Below are 14,967 nucleotides of genomic sequence, written 5' to 3' on the forward strand. Positions count from 1 at the left end.
AGTGCTAAGCGTCGCGTAGATTTTCGCGCAAAAGACTTGGCAGAATTGGAATTTTGCTCTTTTTATGGGGCGGAATTTCACGAACGGCGTGTTTTTATAAATTTGCATCGTTTGAGCCGCTATAAATTTTACCTCCTCTCGGTCGTTAGGCACATAAATTTATTCACAAGCTTTTGGGGTTTAATCGCATTAGATAATTTTAAAATTTATCGTAGCGACTTGTAGTCTATCTGCAAAATTCTAAGAATTAAAATTTTAGAACTACCTTTTAATTTCATTTTAGAATAATGTCTTGCAATTTCACTCACAAACCCACTTTATATTAAAATTTTGCCGTTCAATTCCATGCCCCGTATCTTTAAAATTTAGCCGTAAAATTTGAAGCGTAAAGGCGCGCAAGTAAGCAAGCTCAAAGCTTTAAGCGGCTAAGATTGCGCCTTGATTTTAAAGCGAAAACATGTCGCGCTACGCAGAGTGCGCGTCGTCGCGTCTCTTCGCACGAGGCAAGGAAGATAAAATGAGAGAAAAATTTTATGTAGCGCTAGCAAATATAGGCGGACTTATGGCGCGGACGAAAGTGGGTAGGCTTATAGCGTGCTTGCTTATGAAAATTGACCGCGGCTTTTTTGTCGCGCTGCGCGAACGTCCTGTATGGAGGGTATTTTGGCTTAGCACGGTGCTATGCCTGCTAGCGTGCTGGGCTAAGATACATTATCAGATTAACGGCCCCATCTTTGCCTACATCGCCGAGAGCTTTCCCGCGGTATTCATCATAAATTTACTCATCTTTCACCTCTGCTATCTGCTTAGCGGCCGATTTTTTAAGCTCGTTTCGTTCGTGTTACTGGCGCTAATTGCGCTAATTGCGAGCGTGGCTTTATTTTTGATCGTAAATTTCGACTCAAGCTTCAACGTCGTGGCGATCGATGCGCTTGTGCATACCGACGCAGCCGAGATGCGCGAGTTTGTTTCGCAGTTTCTTAACCCTGCGACGATTTTATACCTAGCGGCACTGCTTGGCTGCATCTTTGCAGCGCTAAGGGCAGGGCAGAGAAAGAAGGGGCAAACGCATAGCCGCCTAAGATTGCTGCTAGCGGCGCTTTATCTTATCTACGGGGTGATCTTTTGTGCGGATATTGCAGCCAAAGCTTCTCAGGGCAAGCAGGGCTATATAACCAAGCTATCGCAATACGTCCCGCTGGAGTTTGCCTTTACGATAAAAGACTATCTGAGCGATAAAAATTTCATCACCGATATGCACGAAGTGCAGCTCGGCTACGACGAGGCTAAGCGCACGAACGAAAGCGTTTTAAAAGGCAGCGCAAATTCAGATCCGCAAAGCTCCGTCTCGGGCTCCGCGTCTGAAAATTCCGCTCCCGCATCAAGCGTCCAGGCGCAAAACTCAGGCGAGACTTTAAATTCTACACCGCAAAGCCCCAGCGCGATTTCAAATTCTAAAAATCCTGAGGCCGCTACAAACCCCGCCTTGCAAAAGTCTCGCGTCAAAAATATCGTTCTAATAATAGGCGAGAGCTTGCAGCGCGGGCATATGTCGCTGTATGGATACGGCGTTAAAAATACACCGCTTTTGGAGGGTCTCGAAGCAAGCGGCAATCTGATAAAATTTAGCGATACAATCTCGCCTTACGGCACGACTAATCAGGTGCTGATGCGGCTTTTAAATTTCAGCGATTACGAAAGCGAGCGCAAAAGGGCGTGGTTTCGCAACCTTAGCATCATCGATATGTTTAAGCTAAGTGGCTACCGCACCTTTTGGATCAGCAATCAAGAGGCTTTCGGCGCGCATGCGTTAAGTGCTAAAAGCGCTGCCGATCGCGCGGATGCGGAATCTTTCCTCTCAAAGAGCAATCTTTATGAAACCGTCCGCATCAAGCCTGACGGAGTGCTGCTTCCACTCATAAATCAGGCGAAAGCGGGGCAGGGCGAGCGAAATTTCTACGTGATCCATCTCATCGGCAGCCATATGGATTACAGCCTGCGCTATCCCGAGGGATTTGGCAAGTTTAGCGCGGCGGACGTAAAGGCAAAACTTACTTCCAAGCAGAAAGATGTCGTCGCATATTACGACAACAGCGTGCTTTACAACGATTTTGTCATAAATGAAATTTTTAAAATTTTTTCGGGTGATGACAGCCTCATCGTCTATCTTAGCGATCACGGCGAAAATTTATACGAAAACGGACGCCTTGGGCACGGCATGGAAAGCCGCTTTACTTACGAAATTCCGCTGCTTTTTATAGCCTCGCGCGAGTTTTTGAGCGATCATGCTAAGCTGTGGCAGAGGCTAGCTGCGGCGAAAGATAAGCCTTTTATGAGCGATGATTTGGCGCATTTGCTAGCAGATATCATCGGTGTCGCGCCACTTGAGTTTGACGAGCACAAAAGCCCGATACGAGCGGATTTCAATGCTTCGCGCAAGCGAATTGCTAACGGAGCCGATTATGACGAGAAATTAAAAAGCGCGAAGGGCTACGAGTTCGAGTAATAGATGAGTTTTGCTTTTATCCCGTTACATGCTGCATAAACGAGGGATTAGTATGTTCTGATTTTTGATCGATTCATCAAATTCAGATTAAATTCGCGCCACTCCACAATGGCTACGCTGATAATAAGGCGCGCAACGCTTGTTAAATTTGAGATCAAATTTATGCGCTGCGGCTAGCTCTCCTTTTTTACCTCATCCATATACGAGTAAATCGTGACTTTCTGCGTCCTAAGCGCCTTTGCGACGAGCTCTACCGCACCTTTTACCTCAAAAATTCCTTTTTGCGCGAGGAATTTTACGATACGCTTTCGATCCTCTTTCTTCATCCCCTCCACATCCAGATCGTGCGTAGCCGATGCGATCAGATCTTGGACGATATCAAGGATATTTTGCTGCGAATCGTTAGAGTTTTTTGCTTCTAAATTTACGCTGTCATTTGAGCTCGCTTCATCTAATGCCGCGTTATTGCAGCCTCCGTCGGTAAAATTTGCGCCCTGCAACTCCTTGCTATCGAGCTTTGCGTTCGGCAGAAGATTTTTTATTGCTTTGTATGCGGCCATGGCGCTTGAGGTATCGATATTTACACACAGCGCGCCTACTACTTTGCCGTTTACGGCGCGGATCAAAGAAGTCGAGGAGCGTATGAGCTTGCCGTTTTGCGCGGTGAAGTAGTAGTTTGCGGTGCAGTCGTTTTCAAAATTTTTGCTTAACAACACGTCCTTTACCAGATGATCGAAGCTTTGGCCGATCCTCCTGCCCGTCACGTCGCCTAGGACGAAAACGACGGAGCTTTGCGGCGTGCTCATATCGTGGATGACCACCTCGCAATCGCCGATCGTATTTTTAATAAGGTGCGCGGTCGGTATAAAGGTCTGCAAAAGCTGATTCAATTTGAGTTCCTTAAATTTCATATAAAAAAATCTATAAATTTAGATTAAATTTTAAAATTTTGTAAATTTATAGAAATAGTTATATATTTTTAATAAATTTAGAGTAAAATTATATAAAATTTTATATGCAAAGGAGCTTAAATGAAAGAAATTTATCCAACCGGTTTCGCGCCGAAAAAGGCGCATTATGCGCCGGGCATCTTAGACGACGACGGTACGCTCTACGTCTCGGGGCAGCTAAGCGTGGATCCGCGCACGGGAGCCATTGCGGAGGGTCTTGCTGAGCAGACCGCGCAGGCTCTAAACAACGTCGCGGCAGTGCTGGCCGCCGCGGGAGCGGATAAAGGCGACGTGCGGATGTGCCGCGTCTATACGCCGGGCGTCGAGAACTGGGATGTGATCGACGAGCAGTACGCGCTGTTTTTTGGCGCGCATAAGCCCGCTCGCGTCGTGGTGCCGACTACGGCTCTACACTTCGGTTGCCTCGTAGAGATCGAGGCCGTCGCAAAAATCAAAGAGAAAAAATAGGAGCGAAAATGAGCGATTTCATCTGCACGGGCTGCGGCAAGCACGCGCCCATCGATACTTTGAGCTATAAATGCGACTGCGGCGGGCTGTATAAACTAAACTCCGATGCGCTTAAATTTAACCCCGCGCTCGTAGATCAAAGTGAGTTTAGCATCTTTAGATACCGCAGGTTTATGGGTATCGATACGGCTAAATTTAGAGAAATTTCGATGGGCGAGGGGCTTACGGCGAGCGTGGAATTCGGCGAAGACCTCTATCTCAAGCTTGATTACGCGATGCCTACGCTTTCGTTTAAAGACCGCGGCGCGGCGGTTTTAGTGCTGCATGCTAAAAATATCGGCGTGAAAAAGGTGCTGCAAGACTCCAGCGGCAACGCGGGCAACGCCGTGGCGGCGTACTGCGCTCGCGCGGGCATCGAGTGCGAAATTTACGTCCCGAAGGGCACGTCACCTAAAAAGATCGATATGATCAAAAGCCACGGCGCGCACGTCACGGTCTTTGACGGCAGCCGCGACGAGACGGCGGACGCGTGCCGCAAAAAGGCTGCGCAGGAGCAGATCTATTACGCCAATCACGTTTATAATCCGATCTTTTACGAGGGCACGAAGAGCTATATTTATGAGATCTACGAGCAGCTGGGCAGGGTGCCGCGCAATATCTTTATCCCCGTGGGCAACGGCACGCTACTGCTGGGCGCTCAAGCGGCGCTGGGCGAGCTATATGAGGGCGGTCTTATCGAGGCGCTGCCAAAAATTTTCATCGTTCAGGGCGAGCGTTGCGCTCCGCTTTTTGACGCTAAAGGTGCGGCGCGCGAGATCAAGCCGCAGCCGACGCTAGCGGAGGGCATCGCGATCGCAAGACCGATGCGCGCGGGTGAAATTCTTGGCTCAAGCTACGCGGGCGAACGAGAGGTGATCTTGGCGAGCGAGAGCGACATACTGCCTGCCAGAGCGGCGCTTGCACGCGGCGGATTTTACGTCGAGCATACGACCGCGGCTACTTATGCGGCATATCTGCGCTACAAAGAAAGCCGCGATCTGCAAGGAGATAGCATTATCCCGCTTTGCGGCGCGGGGCTGAAGAGCGATCATTAAATTTAAACGCTCGGCGTGGAATTTATGCGGCTAGCTAGCGGCGAGGAATTTAAAGTTTTCGCCGTTTTAAATTTAGCGAGTTTGTGAGTTTGTTTTTGGTGAAATTTTAAAAATTTAACGACGCGTAGGCTTTTAAATTTAAATTTGCACCTAAGCGTGGGAATACCTTTTTGTTTGTGGTGTGATATGGCGATAGGTGATACAGCGCATTTTATGGGCGACTTTGCCGTCAGTTGGATTTGTAAAATTTATCTACGATAACTGGGCAGTCGCCCTTTAAATTTAAAAATACGATCAAAATTTTATAAAAACTAATCTGCAAGGTGCGGCGCTATCTACCCATTTCGTTTATAAAATTTAGCCATTTTTATCGCTCTTGGGAAGCGACCTTCTACGCAGAGGATCAAATTTGCGCGGCTATTTCGAGTTTTCTTTAGCGATGCGCGTAAGCTTAAGCACGAATTCGCTTTTTGCCGCAGTATAGGCGTCGCGGTCGAACTCGAATCGCTTGCAAAGCTCTAATTTAAGCGCCTCGTACCGCTCGGCGATATCCGCATTCGCCCGCAAAAAATCTCTAAAAAATATCTCGTCCGCATCGCCGAAATTTCGTAGATGTACGTGAAAAACGCGCTCGGCAAATCCCGCTTCGGTGTAGCCCTTATTTAGGCTGCAGCGGCTCCCCTTTTCGCTCATTAGCAGATAGCCCGCGTCTATCAGGCGCTGTTTGGCGGCGGCAATATCCGAGCATTCGATCAAAATATCTACGATCGGCTTCGCCCAGATCCCGCTTACCGCAGTGCTGCCGATATGGTGGATCTTGATCTTGCCATGATCTTGCAGCAGGCCGCTCAGAATTTCGCGCTCCTGCCTAAAGTATTCGCCCCAGCGCGGATCGTGCGGCACGAGACGTATCGGAAAGAGCCGCCACAGCTCCTGCAGGCTCATCGAAAGGAGTTTGTTGCTCATCTTAACTCCAAAATATTGGGTGAAATTTGAATGAATGGCGGGTAGATAGGGATTCGAACCCCAGAAGGCTGACGCCTTACGCGCTTTCGAGGCGCGCTCCTTCGACCGCTCGGACATCTACCCGAATGAAAATGTAATTTAAGCCAAAAATGGCTTAATAACAGATTTAAAAATGAAATTCCGCGTGAAATTTCGCCTAATTTTGCGGGCGGGGGTTGAAATTTAACGGCGCAAATTTAGATTTCGTTTTAAATCCATGGCTTAAGGTACGGCGCGGTGCGCTTTGGGCATAAAATTTATTTTCGCGCGCGTAGTTTTGGGCTTTGGGCACGGAATTTTACCGCTTTATGGATGAAATTTTATAAAGCAGCGGCGTTTTACTCTCTGCGCGGCTTTTGCGAGTAAGGAATTTTAGCATCTCGCGGGCAAATTTTATCGCGGCGGCGAAAAATCACTCGCCGTTTATAAATTTCATGTGCCGCCCTACAAAACCGAGATAAAAATTTTGATCTTGTCTCCGCCGTAAAACTCAAAATCCGTTCCAAACGCTCTTTTTAGTTCGCCGGCCTCAAAAAAGCTCCAAATTTTGCCCCAAAACTTTGCTACGTTTTGCGGCTCATTTGGGAAACTAAAAACGGCGTATTTGCCGCTTTTGATCTCCAAGGCTTCGTCGCTGCGGGGCACTTTGGTGCCGATAAATATATCGTAAAGCCCGTCGGCGCCGTCTTCGTAATTGTAATAGACGCCGTAAATCTCGCTCCGCCCGTCATAACACTCTTTCATAAATTTCGCCCACAGCGCGGGAATTTTGCCGCTTCCGCCTAGCTCGTCCGCGTTTTTCGTGCGGGCTTTTAGCCCGTAAATTTTAAATCCGTCTAAATATGAAATTTTGATTTTTTCGCTCAAATTTTACCCTTTTCGCTACTGCTCTAAAAGCTCTTTGGCCTGCTTTGCGATCGCGACGTCGGTGAAGCCGAAAAGCTTAAATAGCTCGTTTGCGTTGCCGCTTTCGCCGAAGCTTTGCATGCCGTGTACCGCGTCTGCAAATTTATACCATTCAAGCGCGCTTGCGGCCTCGACGGCTAAAATTTTAGTTTGCGGCTCTAGGATTTGCGCCAAATAATCTGCGCCCTGCTCGCACAAAAGCTCGAAGCACGGCGCGCTTACGACGTTTGCGCCGATGCCTTGCTCTTGCAGGATCGCCGCCGCTTTTAGGCAGAGCGAGACTTCGCTGCCGCTTGCGATGAGCGTGATTTGCGCCTCTTTGCTCTGCCTTAGCAGATACGCGCCGTTTTGCACGTCGCCCAAAACCGCCTTAGGCAGCGGCTCAAGCCCCTGACGCGAGCAGACGAACGCCGCGGGGGCATTCAGGGCAAGCGCCGTGCGCCAGCATTTTACGTTTTCGTTGCCGTCCGCGGGGCGGAAGGTGTAGAAGTCTGGCATCGCGCGGAAGGTGCTAAGCTGCTCGATAGGCTCGTGCGTCGGCCCGTCCTCGCCCACGCCGATGCTGTCGTGCGTGAAGACGAAATAGTGTCGCAAACCCATCAGTGCCGCGAGCCGAGCGCCCGTTTTGAGATAGTCGCTAAAGATGAAAAACGTCGCGCTAAACGGGATGAAAAGCCCGTACCTCGCAAAAGCGTTGCCGATCGCCGCCATCGCGTGCTCGCGGATGCCGAAGTGTAAATTTTTGCCGCACGGAAAGTCGCCGCCGCCTTTTAGCTCGGTCTTATTCGACGCCGCCAAATCGGCGCTTCCGCCCAAAAAGCCGGGCACCGCGTTTGCGATGGCGTTTAAAATTTTACCGTTGCTATCGCGCGTGGCGACCTTAAGCCCGCTAAAATCGGGAAATTCTATCTTGCTAAAGTCGGGATTTAAAAGCTCGTTTAGAAGCGCTCTTTTTTCATCGCTTAGCTTCGCAAGCTTCTCCTTCCAAAGCCGCTCCTCCAAATCGCCCCTCTCAACCGCAGCGCGCGTTTCAAAAAGCACGTCCTCGCTTACGACGAAGCTTTGGGCTGAATCAAAGCCCAGGCTTTGCTTAGCGCGCGCAAGCAGCTCCTCTCCAAGCGGCGCGCCGTGCGTCTTGGCCGTGCCCTCAAGCTCTAGCGCCCCCTTGCCGATCGTGGTGTTTGCGATGATGAGGTAGGGTTTGGTTTTGTTTTTGACCTCGTCAAGGACAAATTCTATCTGATCGAAATTATGCCCGTCGATGCGCGCGACCTCAAAGCCTTGCGCTTCAAATCGCACTTTTACGTCCTCAAACCACGCGATATCGGTGCTGCCGTCGATCGTGATGCCGTTAGAATCATAGATTATCGTGAGATTATCGAGGTTGTGTCTGCCCGCAAGCGCGCACGCTTCGTAGCTGATGCCCTCCTGCAGATCGCCGTCGCCGCAGAAGCAATAGACGCGGTGATCGATAATCTCGTTTCCTTCCTCGTTGAGCAGATGCGCGGCGTATTTCGCGGCCATCGCAAATCCGACTGCGTTTGCGACGCCCTGACCGAGCGGTCCGGTAGCGATCTCGACGCCTGGGGTAGTGATCTCCGGGTGGCCCGGGGTTTTGGAGTGCAGGCGTCTGAAACTTTTCAGATCGTCCATGCTCAAATCGTATCCGCTAAGATAGAGGTAGCTATACACGAGCGCGCTTGCGTGCCCGCCCGAGAATACGACGCGGTCGCGGTTCAGCCACGCGGGATTTTTGGGGTTGTGGCGGACCTTGCTCATAAAGACGCTCATTACGTCGCTTAGCCCCATCGGCGTGCCGGGATGGCCTGAGTTGGCGCTTTGGATCATATCCGCGCTTAGAAATTTGATCGTGTTTGAAATTTTACTTAGCTGCTCGCTCGACATTTTTCATCCTTTCAGGTATTTTTCTATCAAATTTAAAACCAAATCGCGTAGGCTTGCGTCATAGCCGCTCATCGCGCCATTTACCTCGTCTATTAGGCGCTGCTTGTAGCTTCTAGCGCCCGCAAGTCCGAGTAAATTTACGAAGGAATTTTTCGCGCCGTCCGCTCCTACGGGCTTGCCTGCGCTTGCTTCGTCGCCCGTGGCGTCGATGATATCATCCTCGATCTGAAATATGAGACCTAGCTTCAGTCCGATCTTATAAAGCTCATGCGCGAGCTCATCCTTTAACCCGCCGATTATGGCGCCTAGCTCAAACGCCGCTGCGATGAGCGCGCCCGTTTTATGCAGATGCAAAAACTCAAGCTCGCTTTGCTTTAACGGACTGTTTTCAAAATGGCAATCGATCGCCTGACCGAGCACCATGCCGCTGCTGCCTGCGTTTCGCGCTAGAGTTTTAATGCATTTTATCTTGATCTCGTCGCTTAGGTTCGCGCTCGCGGCGATCAAAAACGCGTCGGTATTTAGCGCGTCGCCCACCAAAATCGCCGTGACCTCGTCGTATTTTTTATGCAGGCTCGGCCGTCCGCGGCGCAGATCCGCATCGTCCATCGCGGGCAGATCGTCGTGGATAAGCGAGTAGGTGTGGATCATCTCAAGCGCCATCGCGATCGCCAGCGCACCTTCAAAGCGTCGCTCATCCACTGCCGAAACGACGCCTAGCAGTAGCTGCGCGCGAAAATGCTTGCCGCCCGCTTGCAGTATGTAATTGAGCGCCTCCTCGAAATACGGATGAAAGCTAGACGCCTTCAGCTCGTTGCGCTTCAAGTAATCTTTAAATTTTTCTAAAATATCCATCGATCCTACCTTGCGGTTTTGATTTGCTCTGCTTGGGCGCGCCCTTGACGAATGCAAATTCGCGCCCTTCGAATGCCTTTTCGTCGCGCAGCTTAGACTTTGCTGTCGCGAGCCGTTTGTACGTCGCGTAGAAGTAATCATGCCGCTTAAAATTTTAAATTTTAATTTCCCTAGCTTTACGCAGTGCGCGAGGCGAAGGATGCTCCGCTTTTTTGAGCCGCATCTTACGCTCGATTTGCTCGCGGATGTCGCGCAACGGCTCGCCTTGCTTTGCATTTAAGCTGCGCTAGCTAAATTTTACTTTGCGCCGCAGTGTAGCAGCCTGCCGAAATTTTAGAATTTGTCCTCGTGCCGCCCGTTAAATTTGACTGATTTACTAAGGTTAAAATTTAATAACCTAGCGTCAAATCAAACAAGTTTCACTTTATGTAAGCTACACCGCCACAAAAATCTAAATTTAACTTGTCGCCTTATAAAATAGGGCTTCATTTAGTTCGCTACAGAAACCGCTCGCTAGGCGGGAAGTAGTCGCCCTCTCTAAAAAGCCTATTTTCACCATTTTTGAACTACGCTTAGCCCTTATTGCCAAGCAGATCACCTAGGCCGCCGAGCCCTCCTAGCATGGACGCTGCGGCGCCTTTCTTTTCATTTTCGACGAGTTTTATCGCGTCGCCTATCGCCGAAATTAGCAGGATCTGCAAGCTCTCTTTGTCGTTAAAAAGACTATCGTCGATGCTTAGATCAAGCACCTCACCCGCGCCGTTTAGCCTGATGGCGACCATGCCCGCGCCCGATTTTACGGTAAATTCCTTGCGCGCATTCTCCTCCTCGATCTGCTTAGCCTTGGCCTGCATTTGATCGAGCATCTGCCCCATTTTCGAAAAATCCATTCCCTCAAACATCAAAAATCCTTTAAATTTTGGCTATTTTAGCAAATTTAAGCTAAATTTAGCGTTTGACTTGGCGCGCGAGTTTTGTGCTTGGCTTTGATTTTGCGGCGGGTGCGGGCAGTCAAAAAACGCTTAAATTTAGCTTGGGCGGGTAAAATTTAAATAAGAGGCGCCGCTAAAGCTCGGCGATGAAATTTGTTTTAAAAGGAGCTAAAAATGGGCGATTGGGGTTACAAAGCGTACGAAAACGACGAGGCGGCGGACTGGTTCGCGAGATTTTGGGAGAGTAAAAATTTTGATCTGCTGCAAAGCACGGCGGCGAATTTCGATCCGAAAAATGAAAACTATGACGAAATCAGGGCGGTCGCGCATGTTTTGGAGCGTTTCGGTTCGCCGTATGCGTGTCCGTCGGATTTTTTAGATAAATTGCGACCGACTATCCGAAAAGTCGTTACGATTTTGGAAAATATGATCGACCCGCCAAGCGACGAATGGGCTTTTCTTGAAATTTGGGAAAACTCGCCGCAGATAATAGACGAAGTTAAGCGACAAATCGCGGAGTTGAAAGAGCATTTAAAGTAGCGGACGAAGCGGTAAATTTGGCTTGCCGTAGAAATTTTAGCAGAGGCGCTAAATTTAAATCCGTTTTTAAAGAGCGCGCAAACTCGCGAGAAATTTTGCACGAAAATGGCTAGAATTCGAAATTTTATATCAATTTTTTAAGCGAAATAGGGTCGAAATTATGATTTTAAAATCGTCAAATTTCATGCTCGGAGCGATCTGAAATTTTAAGCGTACTCTCAAATTTTACGGCGGACGCGAGACGTAAAATTTCAAACCGCAGAAATTGACCGAGCCCTGCCGAAGCGGCGCATGCACGATAAGCGAGCAATTTAATTTCGCTCACAATCTATGAGGGGCAAAGCGATATCATTAAATTTGCGCTGCGGATTTTGGAATTTAGCCGCAAAATTCGCCGCCTACTCGTACGTACGTCCCATTTCGAGCAGTTCGCCGAGCATTTCCCAGTCGCCGTGCACGGGCTCATCCTCGCCCGCGTGATCCATCAGGCCGCGCGCCCCGCACTCTAGCAGTGAAAACGGATCGAAATTATACCAGCCATGCCCGCCTGACGAGACGATGCCGAAAAACTTGCTCTCGTCCGCAAGCTGTCCGCTAGCGCGCATCCTGCTAAGCTCCGCTAGCTGAAATTTTATAACCTCCGCGGAATACGCAAGCTCGTCGTGCTTATCTGCGGCCTCGAATTTTAAGGGCTCGTTCGTCTTTGGCTCCAAGGGCTCGCCTCGCGCTGCTTTTGCGGAGAGACTGTCGCTTGCGGTGATATAATTTTGCTCTTGCGTCTTGCTCTCGTCGTCTTTTAGATCGCCGTTCGTAAATTTTGTCTCGCTTAGCGCGGTTTTAAAATTTGTAGATCTGCTTTCGTCAAATTTTATCTCAAAGCCCTCCGGTAGGCAACGCATTATATCCGCAGCGGTTTTTGGCTCCTTCGCCGAACGAAACGTATCGCCGCCCGCAGGCTCATCTTTGCAGAAGTGCGCAAGCTCGGGCGCTCGCTCTATCTCAAGCCACGCCTCGCTAGGCTCCGCCCTCTCGCTCTCAAACGCCGCACTTAAAATTTCAAGCATTAGCTCTGCGCTAAAGGGTTCGCTGCCGCGTGCTTCAAGCAGCCTCAAAAGCGCGAGTAGATATGCGTCCAGCTCCTTGTTTGCGGCCCCGCTCGCTTCAAATTTTTCTACCGTTTCGCAGACGGCGCCATAAAATTCTTCGTAGTTCAAAGTTTGCTCCTTTTTTGCGGACCGGCAAGCGGCTATAACGGGCTGTTCGGAGTGAAATTTAGCGCGAATTGTGCTTCTTGGCGCGCGGGTTCGGCAGCCCGTGCCTACGCACAATGTAGCAAAACTCCGCGCAAAGAGTTAGCGCCTGTAGCCGTAAATTTTTAAGCTTTGCTCGCCCGACTCCATCTCAAATTTGCCCAGGTGCCCTAAATAGCGCGCTATGGCATCGAGGTCTTGGCTCTTACGCCCTGGTGACAAAAGCACGCCGCGGCTTATGAAGTCGTAAAATTTTGCAAATTCTATGTATTCTATCTCGGCGTAGAGGGTGGGCTTTTCGCTCGTCGTGAGGCGCTGCGAGATGTAGTTTTCGCAGATGCCTTGCGCGTAGTCTTCGGCGGGTAGGGCGAATCTGATCTCGTTCACGCAGGAGCCGAAGAAATCATAAATTTCGCACTGCTGCGCGGGCGAGTCTTCGGCGCAGATAGCAGAAAAGAGCTTGCGCCATTTTGCGTCGCTCATAAAGCCGAAGCGAAACTCGGCTAGTTTTTTACCCAGCCGCGCTTTGTATTTTTCGTAGTGCTGCGGTGAGGCGAAAAGCTCCTCAAGGCGCGGTGCCATGCTATTTTATGATCTCGTTTCGCTCGTTTACCTGCACGATTTTTGGCTCAAAATCTCTCGCTTTTTTTGCGCTCATCTGTGCGTAAGCCACGATAATGACGACGTCGCCGATGCATACTTTTCGCGCAGCTGCGCCGTTTAGGCAGATCTCGCCCTTTTTCTCGCCGCGGATCACGTATGTAGCGAAGCGCTCGCCGTTATTGACGTTTAGGATTTCGACTTTTTGGTACTCGCAAAGCCCCGCAGCTTCGATGAGCTCGGGTCCGATCGTAATGGAGCCCACGTAGTTTAGGTTGGCGTCCGTCACGCGCGCGCGGTGGATTTTGCTTGATAAAATTTCGATTTTCATCGGCCGTCCTTTAAATTTAGTCTAAATTTGACCCGCCTCGCGCCGCGACGAGCTCGCTTACGACCTGCTTGTCGCTGAAGGGGTGCTTCACGCCCTTGATCTCCTGGTAGGTCTCGTCGCCCTTGCCCAAAATAGCAATTATCTCGCCGTTTTTGGCAAGATCTAGCGCGCGCGCGATCGCCTCTTTGCGATCCGCGATCTTTAAAATTTTATCTTTTTGGCGCATGCCGGCGCAGATTTGATCGATGATTTCGCTCGGCTCTTCGCTACGCGGATTATCGCTCGTGACGATGCAAATTTTGGCAAAGTGCTCGGCGATAGCGCCCATTTTCGGACGCTTGCCGTGGTCACGATCGCCTCCCGCGCCAAAAACCGCGATGATCTCGCCGCTTGTGCGCAGTGCGTTTAGCACCTTTTCGATACCGTCTGGGGTATGGGCGAAATCGACGATCACAAGCGGGTTTTTATTTACGATCTGCACGCGACCCTCGACGCCGCCGAAGTTTGCCAGGGCTTTTGCGATCTTCTCATTCGGCAGCTTGGTCAGAATTTTAACCGCCGCAAACGCCGCGGTAAGGTTGTAGAGATTAAACTCGCCGATCAGATCGCTTTGCAGCTGCGCATTATCGCCGTTTGGGGTGCGCACGAGCGCGTCGATGCCGCCCTTTAGCCCGTATCCGCTCACGCCGAAGCTCGCGGCGTTTTTGATGCCGTAGGTAAGGGCGTTTGCAGGGTTAAATTTAATATGCCCATCGTCGGCGTTTATGAGCTTTGGCGCGTCGTCAGCGAAAAATGAGCTCTTTACCGCAGCGTATTCTTGCATGCTGCCATGATAATCGAGATGATCTTGGCTTAAATTCGTAAAAATTTTAAGCGCAAAATTTAGCCCTTCTATGCGATTTTGCGCGATTGCGTGCGAGCTAACCTCCATGACGAAATACTCGCAGCCCTGCTTGCTAGCTTCGTAAAGATAGCTCATCGTCTTAAAAACCGAGCTCGTCGTAAGCCCCTTCTCGTCGATCCTGCGCTCGTTTATAAAGGCGCCGCGCGTGCCGCTTAGACCGCAGCCAAAGCCTAGGTCAAGTAGCGTCGAGTAGATCGCTGCCGCGGTCGTCGTTTTGCCGTTCGTACCGGTGATGCCTACGATTTTGATGCGCGGATCAATCTTTAAAAGCTCCTTTGCTTGCGCGATAGAGATGATCTGCGCGCCTTTTTGCGCCGCTTCGGCTTGGAATTTAGCGTTCGCGCTCGTGCGCATAAAAAAGCAGCCCGCCTCGCACTCGGCGGAGTTATCGGTGATAAAGCTATTTTCGAGTCGTATTTTCATGATTTTTGATTTTTTGCATCAGCGCTTCGAAGCGCTCATCGCCTGCATACGCGGCAGCCGAGCTCTCGACGTAATTAAGCCCCATTTCGTAGTAGCCGTTTTCTATCAAATTTTCTAAAAATTCTATCATCTCGGTTTTGTCCGAAATGGCGATTTTGGAGGAAAAAATGATCGATTCGAAGGCGTCTTTAAAGCCTCTTTGGCCTACCGCGCGCATAAAATCGGCATAGGCGATGACTGCAATCTCATCCTCGGCACCGGGTTCGGAAGCCGCTTCGTTCGCGATCTTTTCGTTAAT

At 50.0% G+C, this 14,967-nt stretch carries 14 protein-coding genes, 1 tRNA gene and 1 pseudogene; 4 read left to right on the plus strand and 12 right to left on the minus strand.

The features are described 5' to 3' along the window. The first annotated feature begins 517 nt into the window (after positions 1-517). Positions 518-2,506, plus strand: a complete 1,989-nt coding sequence (locus Q0340_RS04780; protein ID WP_298082385.1) for a phosphoethanolamine transferase — start codon at positions 518-520, stop codon at positions 2,504-2,506. Positions 2,507-2,679: 173 nt separating this feature from the next. Here Q0340_RS04780 and Q0340_RS04785 read toward each other — a convergent pair whose 3' ends face one another. Next, the gene (locus Q0340_RS04785) at positions 2,680-3,396 is read right to left on the minus strand and encodes a PAS domain-containing protein (protein ID WP_298082386.1); all 717 of its coding nucleotides are present in this window, start codon (positions 3,394-3,396) and stop codon (positions 2,680-2,682) included. Positions 3,397-3,537: 141 nt separating this feature from the next. Here Q0340_RS04785 and Q0340_RS04790 point away from each other — a divergent pair, with 141 nt between their 5' ends. Then, a complete protein-coding gene (locus tag Q0340_RS04790) occupies positions 3,538-3,924 on the plus strand; it encodes a RidA family protein (protein WP_298082387.1) in 387 nt (128 codons plus the stop codon). 8 nt (positions 3,925-3,932) lie between these two features. Beyond that, positions 3,933-5,018: a threonine synthase gene (locus Q0340_RS04795; protein WP_298082388.1), complete on the plus strand. Its 1,086-nt coding sequence runs from the start codon at positions 3,933-3,935 to the stop codon at positions 5,016-5,018. Between the two features lie 417 nt (positions 5,019-5,435). On the opposite strand, the gene Q0340_RS04800 is transcribed toward Q0340_RS04795, so the two are convergent. The 6 genes from Q0340_RS04800 to Q0340_RS04825 all read right to left on the minus strand — a co-directional run bounded on the left by Q0340_RS04800 (position 5,436) and on the right by Q0340_RS04825 (position 10,591). Further along, positions 5,436-5,984 carry a GrpB family protein gene (locus Q0340_RS04800; RefSeq protein WP_298082389.1) on the minus strand — a complete coding sequence of 183 codons (549 nt, stop codon included), beginning with the start codon at positions 5,982-5,984 and terminating at the stop codon, positions 5,436-5,438. Between the two features lie 35 nt (positions 5,985-6,019). Further along, positions 6,020-6,107 (minus strand) — tRNA-Ser (locus tag Q0340_RS04805). 360 nt (positions 6,108-6,467) lie between these two features. Next, the gene (locus Q0340_RS04810) at positions 6,468-6,878 is read right to left on the minus strand and encodes a GyrI-like domain-containing protein (protein ID WP_363317249.1); all 411 of its coding nucleotides are present in this window, start codon (positions 6,876-6,878) and stop codon (positions 6,468-6,470) included. A 27-nt stretch (positions 6,879-6,905) separates the two neighbouring features. After that, positions 6,906-8,834: a transketolase gene (gene tkt / locus Q0340_RS04815; protein ID WP_298082391.1), complete on the minus strand. Its 1,929-nt coding sequence runs from the start codon at positions 8,832-8,834 to the stop codon at positions 6,906-6,908. A 3-nt stretch (positions 8,835-8,837) separates the two neighbouring features. Continuing rightward, positions 8,838-9,689, minus strand: coding sequence for a polyprenyl synthetase family protein (locus tag Q0340_RS04820; RefSeq protein WP_298082392.1), 852 nt, complete (start codon positions 9,687-9,689; stop codon positions 8,838-8,840). A 572-nt stretch (positions 9,690-10,261) separates the two neighbouring features. Then, a complete protein-coding gene (locus Q0340_RS04825) occupies positions 10,262-10,591 on the minus strand; it encodes a YbaB/EbfC family nucleoid-associated protein (RefSeq protein ID WP_297880275.1) in 330 nt (109 codons plus the stop codon). Positions 10,592-10,795: 204 nt separating this feature from the next. Between Q0340_RS04825 and Q0340_RS04830 the strand changes: the two genes are divergently transcribed. Beyond that, entirely contained in the window at positions 10,796-11,161 is a 366-nt protein-coding gene (locus tag Q0340_RS04830; RefSeq protein WP_298082393.1) for a hypothetical protein, read from the plus strand. A 398-nt stretch (positions 11,162-11,559) separates the two neighbouring features. Here the strand turns inward: Q0340_RS04830 and Q0340_RS04835 are convergent, their stop codons facing one another. From Q0340_RS04835 to Q0340_RS04855, 5 genes and pseudogenes are all read right to left on the minus strand, one after another. Then, entirely contained in the window at positions 11,560-12,375 is an 816-nt protein-coding gene (locus Q0340_RS04835) for a hypothetical protein (protein ID WP_298082394.1), read from the minus strand. A 138-nt stretch (positions 12,376-12,513) separates the two neighbouring features. Beyond that, a complete protein-coding gene (locus Q0340_RS04840; RefSeq protein ID WP_298082395.1) occupies positions 12,514-12,993 on the minus strand; it encodes a hypothetical protein in 480 nt (159 codons plus the stop codon). 1 nt (position 12,994) lies between these two features. Beyond that, entirely contained in the window at positions 12,995-13,342 is a 348-nt protein-coding gene (panD, locus tag Q0340_RS04845; protein WP_298082396.1) for an aspartate 1-decarboxylase, read from the minus strand. 16 nt (positions 13,343-13,358) lie between these two features. Then, the gene (locus tag Q0340_RS04850; RefSeq protein WP_298082397.1) at positions 13,359-14,669 is read right to left on the minus strand and encodes a UDP-N-acetylmuramoyl-L-alanyl-D-glutamate--2,6-diaminopimelate ligase; all 1,311 of its coding nucleotides are present in this window, start codon (positions 14,667-14,669) and stop codon (positions 13,359-13,361) included. Next, positions 14,647-14,967: pseudogene (locus tag Q0340_RS04855) on the minus strand (histidine kinase); the annotation flags it as partial. The pseudogene Q0340_RS04855 and the gene Q0340_RS04850, both read right to left, overlap by 23 nt.

The sequence above is a fragment of the uncultured Campylobacter sp. genome (genome assembly GCF_938045595.1).
In the GTDB taxonomy this organism is placed as follows: domain Bacteria; phylum Campylobacterota; class Campylobacteria; order Campylobacterales; family Campylobacteraceae; genus Campylobacter_B.

Coding starts and splice junctions, on each gene's coding strand:
- Q0340_RS04780 (WP_298082385.1), top strand. CDS start 518: ATGAGAGAAAAATTTTATGTAGCGCTAGCAAATATAGGCGGACTTATG.
- Q0340_RS04790 (WP_298082387.1), top strand. CDS start 3,538: ATGAAAGAAATTTATCCAACCGGTTTCGCGCCGAAAAAGGCGCATTAT.
- Q0340_RS04795 (WP_298082388.1), top strand. CDS start 3,933: ATGAGCGATTTCATCTGCACGGGCTGCGGCAAGCACGCGCCCATCGAT.
- Q0340_RS04800 (WP_298082389.1), bottom strand. CDS start 5,984: ATGAGCAACAAACTCCTTTCGATGAGCCTGCAGGAGCTGTGGCGGCTC.
- tkt (WP_298082391.1), bottom strand. CDS start 8,834: ATGTCGAGCGAGCAGCTAAGTAAAATTTCAAACACGATCAAATTTCTA.
- Q0340_RS04820 (WP_298082392.1), bottom strand. CDS start 9,689: ATGGATATTTTAGAAAAATTTAAAGATTACTTGAAGCGCAACGAGCTG.
- Q0340_RS04825 (WP_297880275.1), bottom strand. CDS start 10,591: ATGTTTGAGGGAATGGATTTTTCGAAAATGGGGCAGATGCTCGATCAA.
- Q0340_RS04830 (WP_298082393.1), top strand. CDS start 10,796: ATGGGCGATTGGGGTTACAAAGCGTACGAAAACGACGAGGCGGCGGAC.
- Q0340_RS04840 (WP_298082395.1), bottom strand. CDS start 12,993: ATGGCACCGCGCCTTGAGGAGCTTTTCGCCTCACCGCAGCACTACGAA.
- panD (WP_298082396.1), bottom strand. CDS start 13,342: ATGAAAATCGAAATTTTATCAAGCAAAATCCACCGCGCGCGCGTGACG.
- Q0340_RS04850 (WP_298082397.1), bottom strand. CDS start 14,669: ATGAAAATACGACTCGAAAATAGCTTTATCACCGATAACTCCGCCGAG.